This is a genomic window from Pseudalgibacter alginicilyticus, from assembly GCF_001310225.1.
Taxonomy (GTDB): Bacteria; Bacteroidota; Bacteroidia; order Flavobacteriales; family Flavobacteriaceae; genus Pseudalgibacter; species Pseudalgibacter alginicilyticus.
The window spans coordinates 2,788,287-2,807,738 of record NZ_CP012898.1; the positions used below are offsets into that span (position 1 = coordinate 2,788,287).

Below are 19,452 nucleotides of genomic sequence, written 5' to 3' on the forward strand. Positions count from 1 at the left end.
TTCATATAGTCTATATTTAACTGCATTTCAGTAGATTATTAAAATAGTTTAGCAATGAATCAGAAACACATTCAGCATTTGTATTGGCGCGTAGGTTTTGGTATTTTACCAACAGAACTTGAAAATATTTCTAAGAAAAGCAAAAAGGAAGTAGTTGATAACCTATTTCAAATTTCCAAAAAGATAACACCTTTAGAAGTGGATGTATCAGACCTTGAAGAGTTATTTGGGGGGTCTTTTGATACAATAAAGGCTAATAGAAATCAAATTCAAAAACTAAGTAGGGAAAAAACACTTGAGTTGAATGTGGCATGGATAGATCGCTTAACATACCCCAAAGAATTGCTGAGAGAAAAAATGACTCTATTTTGGGCAAATCATTTTGTATGCGAAGACAATAATTATATATATACACAAAATTTCCACAATACATTACGTCAATATGCATTAGGTAATTTTAAGGATTTTGTGATGGCTATTTCAAAAGAAGCTGCTATGACTAAATATTTAAATACAAAGCAAAACAAAAAGCAAAAACCCAATGAAAATTTTGCTCGCGAACTCATGGAATTATTCACTTTAGGAGTTGGTAATTATACTGAAGAAGATATCAAAGAAAGTGCTAGAGCCTTCACTGGTTATGGCCATAATTTTGAAGGTGATTTTGTTTTTAGGCAGCGCCAACATGACGAAGGCGTAAAAACATTTTTTGGAAAAACAGGGGCGTTTAATGGCGATGATATCATTAATATTATTTTGAATGAGAGGCAATGTGCCAAATATATTTGTGGTAAATTATATCGTTATTTTGTGAATGACACTATAAATGATGAGCATGTAAATCAAATGACAAATGTGTTTTATAAAGACTATGATATTGAAAACATTATGCGTTTTATTTTACTCTCTGATTGGTTTTATGATGAAAAAAACATAGGAACAAAAATAAAATCGCCTATGGAGTTATTAGTGGGAATGAGAAATGTAGTTCCTGTAGATTTTAAAAATGCGAAGCAGTTACTTAATATTCAAAAACTACTGGGGCAAATATTATTAAATCCGCCTAATGTTGCAGGGTGGAAAGGTGGTAGAAATTGGATAGACAGTAATACCATTGTGTTGCGTTTAAAATTACCTTCATTACTTTTAAATCATGCCTATATTTCTAAAGCAGTAAGCGGAACTACTGATAGATTTTTAGAAACTAAAAAAGCTATTTTTAAAAAACAATTTGGTAAACGATTTAATACGGTTCCAGATTGGAATGTTTTTAACGCTGTGTTTAAAAATGTAGATGTAGATGATTTGGAAACTCTCATATTGGCTTGTAAAATGAATGATGGCGCCAGTCGTTATTTAGGAGCGTTAAGCAAAGTGTCTAAGCAAGAGTATTGTGTACAACTCATGTCATTACCAGAATATCAAATGTGTTAACTATGAACAGAAGAAAATTTTTAAAACAATCGTCTTTGGCAACTAGCTTGTTTTTTGTTCCGAGTTTTGTAAAAGCTTTTGAGCAAGTGGCTAGCAAAACATTAGGTTATAAAAGATTGGTTATTATTCAACTATCAGGAGGGAATGATGGTTTAAACACAGTCATTCCTTTCAGAAATGATTTATACTATAAAGAACGTCCAACTTTAGGAATTGCTAAAAATGATATTATAAAACTTAATGATGAGGTTGGCTTTAATAATAGCTTGGCACCTTTGAAACGTTTGTATGATAATAGTAATGTGTCCATAATTAATAATGTGGGTTACCCCAACCCCAATCGATCTCATTTTAGGTCTATGGATATATGGCAAACAGCAACAGATTCCATTAAATATTCGCAAAGCGGATGGATAGGCCGCTATTTAGATTACTATGGAAAGCATCCTCATAGTGCCATTGAAATAGATGATAGTTTATCGTTAGCCATGAAAGGCGAAACATTAAATGCCATTGCTACTCAGGATTCAAGGGCATTTTATAACCTTTCTAAAGACCCATATTTTAAAAATATTCACAAACACCAAAATGATGCTCATTTAAGTGAACATAATTTAGGGTATTTATATAAATCGCTTATTGCGGCCGAATCTTCAGCCAAGTATATTTATGAAACCAGTAAAACGGTTTCTTCAAATAAAGCGTATCCAAATAATGCTTTTTCAAAACAATTAAAAACAACCGCTCAGTTTATTAATTCAGGTTTGGAAACCAAAGTGTTTTATTTATCTTTAGGAGGATTTGATACACATTATAATCAACAAGGTAGACAGGATAAATTACTTGCAACATATGCAGAAGGCATAGAGGTATTTGTTCATGATTTAAAAGATAGTAATTCTTTTAAAGATACATTAATATTGACTTTTTCAGAATTTGGACGCCGAGTAAAACAGAATGCAAGTATTGGTACAGATCATGGAACAGCAAATAATATTTTTATTATTGGAGACCAATTAAAGAAGCCAGGGTTGTATAATAATATGGCAAGCTTAAGTGATTTAGATGATAATGGCGATTTAAAATTTGAAATAGATTTCAGAACCATTTATGCCACTGTTTTAGATAAATGGTTGGAAGTTGATGATAGAAAAATATTAAATAAATCGTTCAATCAGTTGAGTTTTATCTAACACAATTAACAAACTTTATTTTTTAATAAAATAATCTTTTAAAGACTGACCGTGTGGAAACAAAAAACCTTGCTCCAATGCCGAAATGTTCGGGAGAAACAAGGTTTATATAAACTGATTAATAGCAACACAAATGTCGGAATTTTTTTCGGAACTCGCAATCTATAAAGTTAACTTATGGTTAATTTTATTAACAAAGTAGTTAACTGTACTTCAATTTTCTTAGAATTCGTATAGATTCTTTATACAGAACATAAAGTTCGGAGCTATGTGCTTTTAAATATGGTTTTGCTTCGTTGAGTTTTTTTATAGCATCATGAAACAAATTAAGGTAGCAGATTAAATAGGTTACAGGTAAATTTTTTAAATCTAGTTCTTCATTAATATTCAAAGGGATTCCTGTTTTGAGTTTTTCTAAAATAGCATTATTAGCATTGTAAATATGATACAATGCTTTTTTATCATATTGAGGTGGTTCAAACAGTAATTTAGTTTCAATGGAATAAGTTGCGTTGTTTTCAAAACTAATAATAGTTTCTTCTAATTGATAGTATTTGTCTGCTTTTTGAAGTCCTAAATTTACATACTCAATAATTTTAAAAGAATCGTCATCAATGGAAATAGAGACTTCATCTAAAGCAGAAAAGAATAAACGTACTTGTTCGTTAACCAATTCAATATCAACTCTTGAAAAGAATGTTTCATCTTTTAAAACCTTTTTTTGACCAGCCCAACATACCACGAAATATTCTTTAAAAACCTTGTATTGTGGATTGTAATCTTTACGTTTTTGCATAAAATCAAAAACGCCATTTAAAGTGTGCTCAATATTGTTTTGAGCATTAATTTCAATGGCCTCTACTATTTTAGAGTTTACATCTTTTATTTCAATATCAAACACTTTAGGCATACTGATACTTCCATCTCTAAAAAATACTGAGCCGCCATAATATTTCCAAATATTTTTTCTGAGTGAAGTGATTTTCCCTGTGGGTCTAATAGTTACTAAACCAACAACTTTATGGTCTGGTAAATGCGGAAACGGAATATTTTCATATTGAACAATGGGAGGATTGGTTAAATAAGCATTAATGAGATTTTGGATTTTGCTATCATCAAAAAAATCAACACCTACAATATTATTTTCTTCATTTTCAACCCCAATAACTATATATGAATTATTTTTTGGGTTGCTATTTGAAAGCGCACATATATGTTTTAAAAATTTTGCCTTACCTTCTTTTTGTCCAATATCAATTTTAAGCTTTTTATCATAAAAGCTGTTTTCATCATTATGAGCCAAAAGGTGTTTTATAAGTAGGCGTTTGTTAATCATAATTATTTCCTGCTATGGCAGGAATTTGATGGCTTTAGTTTAAAAATCTTTTTTTACAGTTACACTATTTGCTTGTGCTGTACAAAACACTAATAAATCTGCAATATTTACATGTGCTGGACGTGATATTGCAAAATAAATAATTTCTGCAATGTCCTTTGCCTGTAATGCTTTAAAGCCTTTGTAAACAGAATTAGCTTCTTTACCTCCTTTAAAACGTACCTGTGAAAATTCGGTTTCCACTAAGCCCGGATTTATAGCTGATACTTTTATGCCGTAAGGGTTTAAATCTATACGCATGCCTTCTGTAATAGCTAAAACGGCATGTTTACTACCGCAATACACATTGCCCTTTGGGTATACTTCTTTGCCTGCTGAAGAACCAATGTTTATTAGCTGAAGAACCAATGTTTATTATGTGTCCTGATTGTCGCTTGGTCATTTGAGGAATAATGGCTTTACTTACATATAGTAGACCTTTTACATTAATATCCATCATAGCATCCCAATCATCAATATTGCCATGGTCTATCGGATCCAAACCATGTGCGTTTCCTGCGTTATTTATTAAAATATCTATATGTTTAAATGGTTCAGGCAAGGACGCAATGGCTTTAAAAGTGTCCATTTTGTTTCTAACATCAAAATTTAAAATATGAACTTTGCATATATTATTTAAAGTACGTTGTATAGTTTGCAACCTTTCCAATCGTCTTCCACATAAAATTAAATTAATACCATGTTTGGCTAATTCATAAGCAGTTGCCTCTCCTATACCACTGGTAGCGCCTGTAATTAGTGCTGTTTTTGTCATTTCATAAATGATTTATTCATGCTAATTTTTTTATTGAAGTCTAAAAATACTTAAAAACAGATTTAAAATATTGTAAATGGAAAATAATTAAGTTTTAATGCTGATTTTTTAACCTATTATTAACGAGGGACTTATTTTTTTTTAACCAATATTTAACAGCGTTAAAAGAAAAATTTTAACAATTTGCATGCTTCAAATAAGGGCTGTATATTCGGGCTTTTAATTAAATAAAAAAATGATGGAAGAAACAGGGACAATTGATATTAAGTCGATTAATGAGAAAATTGAAAAGGAAAGTGCTTTTGTTGATTTACTGATGTTGGAGATGAATAAAGTAATTGTTGGCCAAAAATACATGGTAGAACGGTTACTAATAGGGTTGTTAGGGCAAGGACATATTTTGTTGGAAGGTGTTCCAGGGTTAGCAAAAACATTGGCCATCAATACATTATCTCAAGCTGTAGATGGTAGTTTTAGTAGAATTCAGTTTACACCAGATTTATTACCTGCCGATGTTACTGGAACACTAATTTATAATATGAAAGTCAATGACTTTTCAATAAAAAAGGGACCTATTTTTGCAAATTTTGTATTGGCAGATGAGATTAATAGAGCTCCAGCAAAAGTACAGTCGGCTTTATTAGAAGCTATGCAGGAAAAACAAGTAACAATTGGCGATGAAACTTTTAAATTGGATAAGCCATTTTTAGTTATGGCTACTCAAAATCCGGTAGAGCAGGAAGGAACCTATCCCTTGCCAGAAGCGCAAGTTGACCGTTTTATGTTGAAAACCGTTATTGATTATCCAAAAATTGCTGAAGAGCAATTGATTATGAGAGCAAACCTAAAAGGTGCTTGGGAAAAGGTAAACCCAGTAGTATCTATAGCTCAAATATTAAAAGCACAAGACGTTGTTCGGGAAGTATACATGGATGAGAAAATTGAAAAATATATATTGGACATTATTTTTGCAACGCGTTATCCAGAAAAATATAAATTGGCCGATTTAAAACCACTAATTTCCTTTGGAGCATCACCTCGTGGAAGTATTAATTTAGCAACTGCTGCCAAATGCTACGCTTTTATTAAACGTCGTGGTTATGTTATACCAGAAGATGTTCGTGCTGTTGTTTATGATGTATTAAGGCATAGAATAGGTATCACTTATGAAGCCGAAGCTGAAAATATTACATCTGTAGAAATCATTAACAAAATTGTAAACGAAATAGAAGTACCTTAAAATTGACAATTGATAATTGACAATTGATTATTAAGTCATAATTAATCAATAATAAATATTCAATAGACAATTGATAAATGGATACTAAAGAATTACTAAAAAAAGTACGAAAAATAGAGATTAAGACACGTCGGTTGTCTGATCACATTTTTGGAGGCGAATACCATTCTACCTTCAAAGGCCGTGGTATGACTTTTAGTGAAGTGCGCAAGTATCAGTTTGGTGATGATGTTCGAAATATTGATTGGAATGTTACTGCCCGCTATAACGAGCCTTATATAAAGGTTTTTGAAGAAGAACGCGAATTGACCATGATGCTTATGGTAGATATTTCGGGTTCTGAATTATTTGGTACAGAAACGCAATTTAAAAATGAAGTAGTAACTGAAATTGCTGCAACTTTAGCATTTTCAGCAACTCAGAACAATGACAAAATTGGTCTAATTTTGTTTTCTGATAAAGTTGAATTGTATATTCCTCCCAAAAAAGGTCGTTCGCATGTACTTCGAATTATTCGAGAATTGATAGAATTTGAAGCAGAAAGTAAACAAACTAATTTAGCTGAAGCTTTAAAATTCATGCAAAATGTAATGAAGAAAAAAGCCATTGTATTTGTATTATCTGATTTTATTGCTGATGATTACCATCAAACCATGAAAATTGTATCTGGGAAGCATGATGTTACAGGAATTCGTGTGTATGATAAACACGAAGAAAACATTCCTAATCTGGGTATGGTACAAATGCAAGATGAAGAAACAGGAGAATTGATGTTGGTAAATACATCATCAAAAAAAGTGCGACTCAATTATGAGAAATTCTATTACAAAAAAGTAAATTATTTTAAAGAAAGTTTTACAAAATCGGGAGCCGGAGTAATAGATTGTCGGGTTGATGAAAGTTATGTGAAAAAACTATTAGGGTATTTTAAAAGAAGAGGGTAAAAAATTTATGATTTACGATTTACGATTTATGAAAAAAATAAGTTTCGGCTTTCCGATAACAATGGGGATGTCTGTCGTCTTTTTTCTATGTTCTCTATTTTCATTTTCTCAAGTTACATCAACTATTGATTCCACTTCCATAAAAATTGGCGAACAAATCACGTATTTTATTCAAGTTGAAACAGATTCTACAAGTTTGGTTGTGTTTCCAGAAGGGCAAGCATTTTCGCCATTAGAAATGATTGAATCTTATGCTATTGATACGGTTAAGAATAAAGACAAATACAATCTCATTAAAAAATATGGCTTAACCCAATTTGACTCGGGTGCATATACCATTCCTCAGCAAAAAATTATCATAGGTAATAAAACATTTTTAACCGATTCATTAAAAGTTGAGGTTAATAATGTTGTAATTGATACTACCAAGCAAGGACTATATGATATTAAACCCATCATACAAGTCAAAAAATCTTCAAGTAATTGGTGGAAATACGCATTGCTTATACTGTTAATTATTGGAGTTATAGCTTTTGTGTTATATTGGTTTATATGGCGAAAAAAGCCATTGACAGAAGAAGAAAAAATAGCCTTATTACCACCTTATGACAGAGCTAAAATAGCGCTAAAAAAATTGGACGAAAGTCAATATTTAGAGCAATCAAACTTAAAGGATTATTATTCTGAATTAACATTTATCATTAGAAAATATTTAGATGAAAAAGTATATGATCGTGCTTTAGAAAGTACTACAGATGAATTAATTGATAGGCTTAATTTATTAAAAGAAGGCAATCAAGTTGATTTAAGTAAAGAAGATATTAAAAATTTAGAAAGTATTTTAAAGCGTGCCGATTTAGTGAAATTTGCAAAATCTGCTCCAGATATTGAACTGGCTAAGTTAGATAGAACGACAATTGACATTGAAATAGACCATGTAAAAGAAGCTTTACCAGAACCATCTGAAGAAGAAAAGCTATTGGATGAAAAATACAGAGAGGAGCTTGAGCGAAAAAAGAAACGTAAAAAAATTGTCTTAACAGTTTCTATTGCTGTATTTCTATTAGTTGTAACCTTAGTAGGTTTTTCATTAAAGTATGGTTTTTCGTATGTAAAAGACACCATTATAGGGCATGAAAGTAAAGAGCTATTGGAAGGTGATTGGGTAACAAGTGATTATGGAGTACCACCTGTTACTATATCTACACCAAAGGTTTTAAAAAGGATGGAGCCGCCAATTCCTGAGGAAGCCAAACAACAAGTAGATATGACTATGTTTGGTTATGGTAGTTTAATTGATGGGTTTAATATTGCAGTGATTACTACAAGCATTAAAAACTTAGGTGAAAATAAAATCGAACTCCAGCAAATAGCCGAACAAAGTATTAAAATGATGGAGGCTCAAGGGGTAGAAAATATGCTTTTAAAATCAGATAAGTTTCTAACTCCAAATGGCGCAGAAGGTTTAAAAACTTATGGAACAGCAGATTTCCCTACTATGGTTAAAGATAAAAAGGAAACAGGTAATTATCTTGTTTTAGTTTTTAATGCTGAAAATGTAATACAACAAGTTGTGTTAACTTGGAAAGAAGGAGATGCATATGCAAAACAAATGACAGAACGCATATTGAATTCCGTTGAACTTAAAAAAGCTCAAGATTAATGTTTGAAGGCATAGAGTTTGTAAATAAAGAGTTTTTCTGGTTGTTTTTGTTATTACCACTGGTTATTCTTTGGTATGTTTTAAAAAATCAAAAACAAACAGCAGAACTTAAAATGTCCAGTTTAAAAGGTTTTAAGGTCACTAATTCATGGTTGCCAAAATTAAAACATAGTTTGTTTGTTTTACGATTGTTAGCCTTAGCTTTATTAATTACAGCCTTGGCAAGACCACAAACAGTAGATGTGTCTTCAAGAACGAAAACAACGAGAGGTATTGATATTGTAATGGCAATAGATGTTTCAGGAAGTATGCGTGCTGAAGATTTACGACCTAATAGGTTAGAAGCATTAAAACGAGTCGCAGCAGAATTTATTAAAGACCGCCCAAATGATCGTATTGGCTTGGTAGAATATGCGGCTGAAGCTTATACTAAAACGCCTATTACAAGTGATAAAGCTATTGTTTTAAGATCATTAAGTGATATTAATTTCAATAATGTTTTAGGAGATGGTACAGCTATAGGTACTGGTTTAGGGACATCAGTAAATAGATTAAAAGATAGCAAGGCTAAAGGAAAAGTGATTATCCTATTAACTGATGGTGTTAATAATTCGGGATTTATAGATCCTAAAATAGCAAGCGAGTTAGCTGCCGAATACGATATAAAAGTGTATACTATTGGATTAGGAACTAACGGTATGGCTATGTATCCTGCTATGACTAGAACTGGCGATATACAGCGTATACGTGTTCAAGTAGAAATTGATGAAGAATTGCTAAAAGAAATTGCAGATGCCACAGGAGGTAAATATTTTAGAGCAACTAATAATACTAAATTGGCTGAGATATATGATGAAATTAACAAATTAGAGAAAACAGAAATAGAAGAGTTTAAGTTTTATAATTACGAAGAAAAATTCCGTCCATTGGTACTTTTAGCAGGATTGTTACTGCTATTAGAATTATTAGGGCGCTTCACTATATTTAGAAGTTTCGTATAATAATAGTTTTATCTTTTCTTTGAAGATTATAATCTTAAATGTAATAGTCAACAAAGAGATTTTATTATAAAAAAATAGTGAATTTATGGATAACGACTTACACTTCTACTATAAATAAACAAACGATAAATGTATCAATTAGATGAAAAAACATGGTTTTGGGCATTGGGAGTTATCCCAGTAATACTCATACTCTTTTTGGTGCTTCAATTATGGAAAAAAGGCGCTCAAAAAAAGTTTGCTGATAAACAAACCTTAAAAAGATTAAGCCCCAACCAATCGGTATTCAAATCAACTCTTAAAGTCATTGTGTTATGCTTGGCATTTGCTTGTTTTGCCATAGCATTGGTAAACCCGAAAATAGGTACCAAACTTGAAACAGTTAAGCGAGAAGGTGTTGATATTGTATTTGCTATTGATGTTTCTAAAAGTATGGTTGCTGAGGATATAGCTCCAAATAGATTAGAAAAATCTAAGCAATTGGTTACGCAAATTATAAATAATTTAGCGAGTGACCGTATTGGTATTATTGCATATGCAGGTCAAGCATTTCCACAGCTTCCCATTACAACAGATTATGGCGCTGCAAAAATGTTTCTTCAAAATATGAATACAGATATGTTGTCATCTCAAGGAACCGCTATTAATGAGGCCATTAAATTAGCTAAAACTTATTTTGACAATGAAGAGCAAACCAATCGGGTGCTTATTATTATTTCGGATGGTGAAGATCATAGCGAGGATGCAGTTAGTGTTGCAGAGGATGCTAATGATGAAGGTATTCGTATTTTTACAATTGGTGTAGGCGATATAAAAGGTGGACCTATTCCTATTAAGAAAAACGGCATTTTATTAAACTATAAAAAAGATAGTCAAGGCGAAACAGTAATAACACGTTTGAATGAAGAGGTACTTAAAAGCATTGCAAAAGAGGCAGATGGGATTTATATAAATGGCGCAAATACAGATGTAGTAGTAGAGAATATTAGAGAAATTCTAAATGGTATGGAAAAAACCGAATTTGAAGCTAAACAATTTGCTGATTTTAAAGACCAGTTTCAGTGGTTTTTAGGGTTTGGTATTTTCTTATTGTTATTGGATGTTTTTTTATTAGAGCGCAAAACAGCTTGGTTGAAAAAACTAAATTTGTTTAATGAGAATTTATAAAACCTTTAACAATGAACCGTTTAAGCGTTTTATATCTTTATGAGCCTCATAGTAGCCTCATGTTGTAAAAAACTTGCTCAAGTGATTATAATGAAATTTTAAAATGAAAAGAATATTATACATACTATTATTAATAACCGCAGTTTCTTTTTCACAAGAAAAAGATAAGGCAGAGTTATTGGCTTTAAAAAAAGCTAATGATTATGTTTATGAAGGCAATGATTTGATAGGAAAAGAAGATTTTGTTTTGGCAGAAATGGCTTATAGAAAAGCTATTTCAGAAAAACCAGAGACCATTGCTGGGATGTATAATTTAGGTAATTCTTATTATGAAAAAGGGGCTTATAATGAGGCACTTTTCAGGTTGCAACAAGCTGCAAAAACGGCTATTTCTAAAGCAGAAAAGCATAAGGCTTTTCATAATATTGGTAATATTTTAATGAAAAATAAGCAATGTAAAGAAGCCGTTGAAGCTTATAAAAATGCCTTGAGAAATAATCCAACAGATGATGAAACACGCTATAATCTTGGTTTAGCTAAAATCTGTGCTGAAGAACAAAAAAATCAAGACGATCAAAACCAAGATGATCAAAATCAAGACCAAGACAAAAACCAAGACAGCCAAGAAGATAATCAAGACCAAGACAAGAAGAACGACGAAAATAAAGATCAAGAAAACGAAGATAATAAAGACGGCGAGGATAAAGAGGATAAAAAGGACAAAGGTGATGAGGAAGATGAGAATGGTAAGCCTGAGGACAAAAACAAAGATCAAGGTAAGGGCGATCAAGAAAAAGAGCAGCCACAACCACAACAAGGACAATTGTCTCCTCAACAAATAAACAGCCTTTTAGAAGCCATGAGCAATCAAGAGCAGAAAATTCAGGAAAAGATGAATGAAGAAAAACAAAAAGGTGTTATTATAAAAACCGATAAAGACTGGTAAAACGAATTACGAATTATGAGTTACGAATTTTGACTTGAATTATAGGTCATATTTGTAACTCGTGAATCCAATATCGTAAATCATTATGAAATTAAAAACACACATATCAATATTACTATTACTAATTTCAAGTATTGCTTTTTCACAAGTAAAATTTGAAGCTAAAGTAAGCAAAACAAAACTTGGAGTTAACGAGCGTTTGCAAGTAAATTTTGAAATGAATCAAGATGGCGATAATTTTAGTCCTCCAGATTTCACTGGTTTTACTGTGGTGGGTGGTCCAAGTCAATCTGTAAGTAATTCATGGATTAATGGAAAAAGAACCTATTCAAAAACTTATAGCTATTTTTTAGCACCCAAAAGCCAAGGAAGTTTTACCATTGCTCAAGCTGAAATTTCTATTGATGGGAATATATATAAAACACTCCCTATTAATATTGAAGTTACAGCAGCAATTGATAAGCCAACAGATCCTAATGATCCTAATTATATTGCTTCAGAAAATGTGCATTTAGTTGCCGAAATTTCTAATTCAAATCCATATTTGAATGAGGCTGTTACTGTGGTTTATAAATTTTATTATTCTTCTGAGGTAAATGTTACAAATCTGAGTGATGTTGATACGCCCAAATACAATGATTTTTGGAGTCATGATATTCCAGTCACGGAATATAATAGACAGAGAGGAACTTATGAAGGAGAGGATTATAATTATGTGATATATAGAAAAGCAGTATTATATCCTCAAAAAACGGGTAAATTAGAAATTGAGCCTTTAACAATAGATGTTACCGTGCAAGTTCCAACCAACCGACGCGATATTTTTGGAAGTCGCTTAATGACCAGAGCTAATAAGAGGATTTCTGCAGGTAATAGAACTATTAACGTCAAACCTTTGCCAGAAATAGGGAAACCAGTTGATTTTACTGGAGCTGTGGGTGATTTCAGTTTCAAGGTAACAACTTCAAAAACGGCTTTAGATGCTTCGGAGTCCTTACAAGCAACTGTTGAGGTTAAAGGAAAGGGAAATTTAAAATTGTTCAACCTACCAAAAATGTCTTTGCCAAGTTCATTGGAAGTCTATGAGCCTGAGCATTCTGAAAATGTGCAAACTAATTTAAGTGGTATGCAAGGTAGCATTTCAGACAGTTATACGTTAGTGCCACAATACAAAGGAAAGTATCCAATACCAAGTATTTCTTTTTCTTATTTTGATTTAAGAACGGAAACGTATAAACGCCTCAATTCAGAAGAAATAATCATTGATGTTGAAAATGGACCGTTGAGTAATCAAGTTGCAAATAATACAAGCGGAATATCAAATAATGGTAAGCAAAGTGTGGTTTTAAATAATGATCAATTTGCATTTATAAAAACAAAAACCAATTTTATTCCAATAAACACAACTCATTTTTTTAAGACCACAGGATTTTGGGGCGCATTATTATTACCCTTTTTAGCCATTCCATTAGCTATAGTTATAAGAAAAACTAAAGCAGCAAGAAATGCAGATGCATTTGGTAATAAAATACGTAAAGCAGATAAATTGGCTAGAAAGTACTTAAGCCATGCTAAAAAAGCTTTAGGTCAAAAGGAAGCGTTTTACATAGCTTTAGAAAAAGCACTTCATAATTATTTAAAAGCTAAATTACATATTGAAACTGCTGATTTAAGTAAAGATAAAATAGAAACCTTATTAGCAGAACGTCAGGTAGAAGTAGAGATTATAAAAGATTTTAAATCTTTGTTAGAAAGTTGTGAGTTGGCTCGTTATACGCCAATGGATATTATAACGATGCAAGAGGATTATGATAAGGCAGCAAAAACCATTTCTTTAATTGATAAACAAGCACGATAAGATGAAGCAGACATTTTATATACTAATCCTTTTATTTTGCTCGGTTTTAAACGCTCAAAATGATGTGATTTTTGAAAAAGCTAATACCCTTTATAACGAAGGTAAATATGCAGAGGCTATTGATACGTATAAAAACATATTAGATACCAAACACCATTCAGCAGCGTTGTATTTTAATCTTGCAAATGCTCATTATAAATTAAATAATATTGCACCAAGTATATATTATTACGAAAAAGCACTGCAATTAGAGCCAAATGACCAAGACATTAAGAATAATTTGGCTTTTGCAAATAACATGACCATTGATGCTATTGATACTGTTCCAGAAGCTGGTTTAAAAAGGCTATTAAATAAAACCACAAATATCATGAGTTTTGATACTTGGGCTATAATGGCCATTGTAAGTGTATTTTGCTCTGTTATTTTATTTTTAATGTATTATTTTGCTTATTCTACATTAAAAAAGAGACTATCATTTATTGGTTCTTTTGTTTTTTTAGCGTGGATGCTAATATCACTTTCTTTTGCTTTTCATAATTATAATTTGGTTCAAAAAGATAAGCCTGCTATTATTTTTGCTAACGAAAGCAAAGTAAAAAGTGAACCAAATACACGAAGCGAAGAGTCTTTTAGATTACACGAAGGCACTAAAGTTCAGGTTTTAGAAACGGTAGATGACTGGAAAAAAATTAAACTCGCTGACGGTAAAACAGGTTGGATTGAAACAAAAGATATTAAAGCGCTTTAGGTTTTTTTTAGTTTATCTTTATTAAAAAATCTATAGTTATGAATTTAGAACACGTATTTCAGAATAATAAGAAATGGATTAAAGATAAATTAGAATTAAATCCAGATTATTTTGAAGACCTTGGTAAAGGGCAAAATCCAGAATTACTATTTATTGGATGTTCGGACAGTCGCGTTACAGCTGAAGAATTAATGGGGCTCGGGCCAGGTGAAGTCTTTGTTCATAGAAATATAGCCAATATGGTTATTAGCATTGACTTAAATGTTATGTCTGTTGTAAACTATGCTGTTGAGCATTTAAAAGTAAACCATATTGTGGTCTGTGGGCATTATGCTTGTGGTGGAGTTCATGCAGCTATGCAATCTGAAGATTTGGGTATTTTAAATCCGTGGTTGCGTAATATACGTGATGTATACCGTATTCATAAGGATGAATTAAATGCTATAGAAGATGAAGAAAAAAAATATGATAGATTGGTAGAGCTTAATGTTAAAGAACAATGCGTTAATCTTATTAAAACTGCAGCAGTGCAAAAAGCCTATAGAGAACGAGGTTTGATAGTACACGGTTGGGTGTTTGATGTACACACTGGAAAATTAATTGATTTAAAAATAAATTTTGAAAAGTATTTGAAAGATATCATGGAAATTTATCATTTAGATTAAACAAAAAAGTCACTCAATGACAGTGACTTTTTTAATATAATAAGTAGATAAATAATTTAGGTAGATATTACTATTTTAAAATTATTTTTTTATTAGTTGTATAATCTCCAGAAGTAAATTTAAGCATGTATATGCCGTTATGTAAGTTTGATAAGTCTAATTCTTTGTTTTGTAATCCATTGGCGTTTGTAAGCGTTGTATTAAACACTTTATTTCCTGCTATATTATAAATACATACTGTGCTATTATTTGCAGTTATTTTAGTTTCATTAAAATTTAAGGTTATTTTTCTATTTGTAGTTGGGTTTGGATATATTTTAAAGTTAAGTTTATTGTGTAAAATATCTGATGTTGATAACGTATTACTTACAATGATATTATCCAAAGATAAGGCTGTATGAACCTCAGGTAAATTAGCATTAAAAACTAAATATTCTCCTGAATTTAGAGTTACTTCTAATGAATAACTACTTGAGGTAGTGCTTATGTCAAAGGGTAATCCAACAGCATTAAAGGTATTAATATCTTCAGTATCGGTAACTGTTCCAACCTGGATTTGTAATCCCGTATTGGTGCCACTTCCTGCAATAACCGTAGCATCAAACTTTACGGTATAGGTGTTTTCAATCATTTCAGGTGCAACAAGCATTGTAGGTGAATTAGGTGAAAACAAACTATAAAAAATGATTGCGTTATCTTCTGTATATATGAGTGCTCCTGATGTTAAAGTATCCCAACATTGGTTTATTTCAGTCCAACCATTAAAGTTTTCGTCAGTTGAAGTTGCTGCAGTACACTGGCTGTATCCAGAGTAAATAAATAATAGTGTAAATAAAAATTGTAAAATTGTTTTCATTGTGTAAGTTTTAAATTATTAATTATTCGTTTTATTGCAATAGTTCGTATTCAAATTCTGGATAGCCTCTTTCCCCATTGCTATTTGTTAAGGCCAAAAAGTTTAATTTATAGATGTTTTCGTTAGGGTCTTGAATAATAAAAAAGCGATCATTATAAGGAGTTCCAGAAAATACATCTCGCCAATTAGCACCAATGATGGTTTGATTATCTGAAAATAAATTATAATCAACATTACTTAATGCAAACTCAGTATAGTTTGTAGTACTTGTTTTTAGCATATATGCTAAAGTTGCACCTTTAGAATTATGTGTAACAAAATCTGAATATCCATAGCTACCAGCTCCTTCAATAATATTAGTAAAGACAGTTAAGCTAATATCCCATTGTTCCTTTTCTGGCTCAACAGACACCACGGTATTTGTGTTAAAGCTGAAGAATGAGAAGTTGTAATTTGAATTTTTACTTATGGTTATTTCTTGATGTGTCGTATCATCAATATCTGCATACTGTAAAAGGTATTTGTCTTCTTTTTTTAGAATTCTAATTTTTTTCCACCCTCTATGAGGGCCTGTAATAGCTGCACTTCCTATTGTTGGAGTGTCAGTTCCTATTTCATAACCAAGATTTACTAAATAAACTTTGTTTTCTTCCTCTATTTCAGAAACCTCATTAATAGCTGTTTCAAGAATATTACCGTTAGGTGCATCTATATAAGCTGTGTTCTCAGGATTGAATGTTCCAACTGCAACTTGACCTTGCAAACCTGATACATCGTTTTGTGTAACAGTATCAATATCAGTAAAACCTAATAGCTGTGCCGTGGCCATATATATAGAACTGTTTATGGTTACTCTGAAGTTATCACCACTATAAAAACCTAAATCCCAAGAGTCTCGTTGAATAGCTGTTGAAGACTCACTGCTTAAATCTATAAAAACTTGATAGCCTTGGTTTGGTCCACCAACATTTGGTTTTATACTACTACCTAAAGATGCAGATGCGTTTAATAGAAAGGATGAATTTCCTTGAATACTTGAATTACTATGGTTTATAGATTTAATGTCAAGTGCTATGGAAGTTGTTTCGTCTATAAGAGGATTTAATTTATTAAAAATAATTGTATTTGTGTTTTCTCCTGCATTGATACTTAGTGTGATTATATGGTTTGAAGCTTCAGGTTTTGTTGTATAATCGATGCCGTAAATAGCATTAATGTCATCTATTTCAATGATTACTGTACCAGTTTCATAAGCAATATCAGAATAAACTAATGAAATAGTATCTTTGTCTTTAATGTTTATAAGGTTTTTTGATAAACTTTCAAAAGCTATCACAAATGGATCATTTTCTAATTTGGTATCTTCACTACAAGAACTGACCAAAAAAATCATTAATAGAAAAGTAATGCTATGCATATATGGTTTTATTGTTATCATGAATTTATAGATTGAGATTAAATGCTAATTTTAAAAAGTATGAACGCCCATAGCCTAACAATACACTTGATGGAGCGCTATTATGCGCATCATTAGGAAATGCTGTTGTGTTTACTGAATTAACATTGAGTATGTTACGAATCCCTAAGGTGGTTTCAAATTTTGTCTTGAAGAATGTTTTTTTTACAGTAAAATCAAACCAACTGTACGCATCTGTTGTACCTTTTAAAAACTCCTGATTTCCTTCTTCATTTGTTTTTTCGGCAAATTGATGTTGTTTACCAACGTGCTTAAAATACAGCGAGCATGATGTATTCCATTTGGGTACAACATAGTTTATATTACTATTTAGTTGTAAGTTGTATAAAAAATCGTCCTTAGTACTTGTACTTCTATCAAGTATTTTTGAAATTCCTAAAACAGATATTCCAAAATTTGCTCTAATACGTTGGTATTGTAAACTATTTTCTGAAAATAAGCCTAAGGACTTATAACTGTCAATGTTATTATATTGGGAGGCCAAAGGGCTTTGTTGAACAATAATAAGTTCAATTCTATCTTTTACATTTATATAAGAGAAACTCACTTTATTTTTCATAAGCAACTTATCTTGATTTAATGAAAATTGTTTTTTTAAGTGAACAAATGCAGAAATACCTTTTTCGGGGTTTAAATTTGAATTTCCTTGAATATTATGGTTTACATCTACAAAATAGGTGTACAGTTCATCATAGTTAGGGGTGCGGTTAGCAGAGCCTACTATGGTTCTTAATTCTAAATTATTTTTAAAGAGATATTTGGTGCTTAATGAAAACACATATTGATTTTCAAATAAATTAGTTAACGATATTCTAGCTCCAGGACGTAAAGAAAAGCGCTTTGAAGTATTGATTTCTGCAGAACTAAATAAGTCATAATGATTAAGTTTTTGTGCTACTGTTTTGGTATCTGTATTTACTGTAATTGCTAATGGCGATCCAAATCCTTTTTCGTTAGTAATTTCATATCCAGCTTGCAAATTAAAGGCATCACTTTTAATTAAATTACTGAAAGTGCCACGAGAAAAGAGGGCTTTTCTTGAAAGGTATTCAGCATCTTGTTTATTAAGTTGTTCATCTTTACGAATGCGGTATGTATATTGCTCAATATTTTTAGTTTGTTCTTGGTAGGAAAATGATATGTTGTAATTAATACTTTTTTTTATTAGTCCATTTGCATTTAGGTGATGATATAAACGATTGTTTATATAAACGTCATCTAATGCTAAAGGATCATTTGTATCTGTAGCTGGATTTTCATTTAAATTTACAGTTTCATTGTATTTATTAATAGTTTCATTAAAGTAATCAAACTTGTAAAAAATATTGAAATAGTTTTTTTTAAAATTTAAAAGAAGTTTGGTGTTTTGTTGCAATTTAGGAAGCCATTCATGGCCTCGTAAGCTATCATTTTTATCATATTGTTCTCCTTGTTTTTTATCCCAATACCCTCCAAAATCATTTCTGGTATAAGCAATGGTACCAAATAATTCTTCTGTAAAATTATGTCTTAATTGAACGGATTGAATATGTCTTCCTTTTTCAAACCACTCATATTCATTTCCAACAGTTTCTTCTTGTAAATAGGCTTTAATTTCCGTTTTATATCGAGACGATTTTTTAGTAATAACGTTTATGATTCCAGAAACGGCATTCGCCCCATATTGTACACCCATTCCACCTTCAACGATTTCTATTCGTTCAATATCATCAAGGTTTATAAGGGTTAAATCTATGTTATTACCTAAACCTTCTTCGTTAATTACTGGAACATTATCTATTAAAACTTTAAAATATTGAGCATCCAAACCAAACAAACTCACTCCAGATTTACCTGTAGAAGCATTTTGTGTAATATTAATATTTAAGGTTTGATTTAAAATATCCGCTAAGGTATTTGCAGCTTGTTGATTGATATTTCTTTTAGAAATTACTTTAACTTCAAAAACTGATTTTTCAATAGATTGAGGATTAAATTGTCCACTAATAACCACCTCTTCTAATGTCTCTATTTTAATAGTATCATTTTTTGCTTGTTGAGAAAAAGCACCACAACTAAAAAAAATTAAAAAAAAGATGGGAATATTATTTTTATTTAGACTCATTCT

At 31.1% G+C, this 19,452-nt stretch carries 15 protein-coding genes and 1 pseudogene; 11 read left to right on the top strand and 5 right to left on the bottom strand.

Annotated elements, in window-relative coordinates; translation table 11 throughout:
- Window positions 1-54: 54 nt before the first annotated feature.
- Window positions 55-1,434, top strand: coding sequence for a DUF1800 domain-containing protein (locus APS56_RS11485; RefSeq protein ID WP_054728230.1), 1,380 nt, complete (start codon window positions 55-57; stop codon window positions 1,432-1,434).
- 2 nt (window positions 1,435-1,436) lie between these two features.
- Window positions 1,437-2,627, top strand: a complete 1,191-nt coding sequence (locus tag APS56_RS11490; RefSeq protein ID WP_054728232.1) for a DUF1501 domain-containing protein — start codon at window positions 1,437-1,439, stop codon at window positions 2,625-2,627.
- 202 nt (window positions 2,628-2,829) lie between these two features.
- Here APS56_RS11490 and APS56_RS11495 read toward each other — a convergent pair whose 3' ends face one another.
- Together APS56_RS11495 and APS56_RS11500 are read right to left on the bottom strand one after the other, a co-directional pair.
- Window positions 2,830-3,963: an ATP-binding protein gene (locus APS56_RS11495; protein ID WP_054728234.1), complete on the bottom strand. Its 1,134-nt coding sequence runs from the start codon at window positions 3,961-3,963 to the stop codon at window positions 2,830-2,832.
- A 39-nt stretch (window positions 3,964-4,002) separates the two neighbouring features.
- Window positions 4,003-4,777, bottom strand: a pseudogene (locus APS56_RS11500) (SDR family NAD(P)-dependent oxidoreductase).
- A gap of 238 nt (window positions 4,778-5,015) precedes the next feature.
- On the opposite strand from APS56_RS11500, the gene APS56_RS11505 reads away from it, so the two are divergent.
- From APS56_RS11505 to APS56_RS11545, 9 genes are all read left to right on the top strand, one after another.
- On the top strand, window positions 5,016-6,017 hold the full coding sequence (locus APS56_RS11505) for an AAA family ATPase (RefSeq protein WP_054728236.1): 1,002 nt from the start codon (window positions 5,016-5,018) through the stop codon (window positions 6,015-6,017).
- A gap of 77 nt (window positions 6,018-6,094) precedes the next feature.
- Window positions 6,095-6,961 carry a DUF58 domain-containing protein gene (locus APS56_RS11510; protein WP_054728237.1) on the top strand — a complete coding sequence of 289 codons (867 nt, stop codon included), beginning with the start codon at window positions 6,095-6,097 and terminating at the stop codon, window positions 6,959-6,961.
- Window positions 6,962-6,989: 28 nt separating this feature from the next.
- Window positions 6,990-8,624, top strand: coding sequence for a BatD family protein (locus APS56_RS11515; protein WP_054728239.1), 1,635 nt, complete (start codon window positions 6,990-6,992; stop codon window positions 8,622-8,624).
- A complete protein-coding gene (locus tag APS56_RS11520) occupies window positions 8,624-9,625 on the top strand; it encodes a vWA domain-containing protein (RefSeq protein ID WP_054728241.1) in 1,002 nt (333 codons plus the stop codon). The genes APS56_RS11515 and APS56_RS11520 overlap by 1 nt, the downstream gene beginning before the upstream one ends.
- A 129-nt stretch (window positions 9,626-9,754) precedes the next feature.
- Window positions 9,755-10,792, top strand: coding sequence for a vWA domain-containing protein (locus APS56_RS11525; protein ID WP_054728243.1), 1,038 nt, complete (start codon window positions 9,755-9,757; stop codon window positions 10,790-10,792).
- Between the two features lie 103 nt (window positions 10,793-10,895).
- Entirely contained in the window at window positions 10,896-11,738 is an 843-nt protein-coding gene (locus tag APS56_RS11530; RefSeq protein WP_054728245.1) for a tetratricopeptide repeat protein, read from the top strand.
- An 85-nt stretch (window positions 11,739-11,823) separates the two neighbouring features.
- Window positions 11,824-13,596 (top strand): BatD family protein, encoded by a 1,773-nt coding sequence (locus APS56_RS11535; protein ID WP_054728247.1) that lies wholly within the window; start codon window positions 11,824-11,826, stop codon window positions 13,594-13,596.
- 1 nt (window position 13,597) lies between these two features.
- Window positions 13,598-14,347 (top strand): tetratricopeptide repeat protein, encoded by a 750-nt coding sequence (locus APS56_RS11540; protein WP_054728249.1) that lies wholly within the window; start codon window positions 13,598-13,600, stop codon window positions 14,345-14,347.
- A gap of 38 nt (window positions 14,348-14,385) precedes the next feature.
- Window positions 14,386-15,012, top strand: a complete 627-nt coding sequence (locus tag APS56_RS11545) for a carbonic anhydrase (RefSeq protein WP_054728251.1) — start codon at window positions 14,386-14,388, stop codon at window positions 15,010-15,012.
- A 70-nt stretch (window positions 15,013-15,082) separates the two neighbouring features.
- Here APS56_RS11545 and APS56_RS11550 read toward each other — a convergent pair whose 3' ends face one another.
- Genes APS56_RS11550 through APS56_RS11560 form a run of 3 tightly spaced genes read right to left on the bottom strand, consistent with a single transcriptional unit; the run spans window position 15,083 to window position 19,449 of the window.
- A complete protein-coding gene (locus tag APS56_RS11550) occupies window positions 15,083-15,868 on the bottom strand; it encodes a T9SS type A sorting domain-containing protein (protein WP_054728253.1) in 786 nt (261 codons plus the stop codon).
- Window positions 15,869-15,899: 31 nt separating this feature from the next.
- Window positions 15,900-17,306 (bottom strand): HmuY family protein, encoded by a 1,407-nt coding sequence (locus tag APS56_RS11555; protein ID WP_098946180.1) that lies wholly within the window; start codon window positions 17,304-17,306, stop codon window positions 15,900-15,902.
- Window positions 17,307-17,310: 4 nt separating this feature from the next.
- Entirely contained in the window at window positions 17,311-19,449 is a 2,139-nt protein-coding gene (locus APS56_RS11560) for a TonB-dependent receptor plug domain-containing protein (protein ID WP_054728255.1), read from the bottom strand.
- Between the last annotated feature and the right edge of the window lie 3 nt (window positions 19,450-19,452).

Coding starts and splice junctions, on each gene's coding strand:
- APS56_RS11485 (WP_054728230.1), top strand. CDS start 55: ATGAATCAGAAACACATTCAGCATTTGTATTGGCGCGTAGGTTTTGGT.
- APS56_RS11490 (WP_054728232.1), top strand. CDS start 1,437: ATGAACAGAAGAAAATTTTTAAAACAATCGTCTTTGGCAACTAGCTTG.
- APS56_RS11495 (WP_054728234.1), bottom strand. CDS start 3,963: ATGATTAACAAACGCCTACTTATAAAACACCTTTTGGCTCATAATGAT.
- APS56_RS11505 (WP_054728236.1), top strand. CDS start 5,016: ATGGAAGAAACAGGGACAATTGATATTAAGTCGATTAATGAGAAAATT.
- APS56_RS11510 (WP_054728237.1), top strand. CDS start 6,095: ATGGATACTAAAGAATTACTAAAAAAAGTACGAAAAATAGAGATTAAG.
- APS56_RS11515 (WP_054728239.1), top strand. CDS start 6,990: ATGAAAAAAATAAGTTTCGGCTTTCCGATAACAATGGGGATGTCTGTC.
- APS56_RS11520 (WP_054728241.1), top strand. CDS start 8,624: ATGTTTGAAGGCATAGAGTTTGTAAATAAAGAGTTTTTCTGGTTGTTT.
- APS56_RS11525 (WP_054728243.1), top strand. CDS start 9,755: ATGTATCAATTAGATGAAAAAACATGGTTTTGGGCATTGGGAGTTATC.
- APS56_RS11530 (WP_054728245.1), top strand. CDS start 10,896: ATGAAAAGAATATTATACATACTATTATTAATAACCGCAGTTTCTTTT.
- APS56_RS11535 (WP_054728247.1), top strand. CDS start 11,824: ATGAAATTAAAAACACACATATCAATATTACTATTACTAATTTCAAGT.
- APS56_RS11540 (WP_054728249.1), top strand. CDS start 13,598: ATGAAGCAGACATTTTATATACTAATCCTTTTATTTTGCTCGGTTTTA.
- APS56_RS11545 (WP_054728251.1), top strand. CDS start 14,386: ATGAATTTAGAACACGTATTTCAGAATAATAAGAAATGGATTAAAGAT.
- APS56_RS11550 (WP_054728253.1), bottom strand. CDS start 15,868: ATGAAAACAATTTTACAATTTTTATTTACACTATTATTTATTTACTCT.
- APS56_RS11555 (WP_098946180.1), bottom strand. CDS start 17,306: ATGATAACAATAAAACCATATATGCATAGCATTACTTTTCTATTAATG.
- APS56_RS11560 (WP_054728255.1), bottom strand. CDS start 19,449: ATGAGTCTAAATAAAAATAATATTCCCATCTTTTTTTTAATTTTTTTT.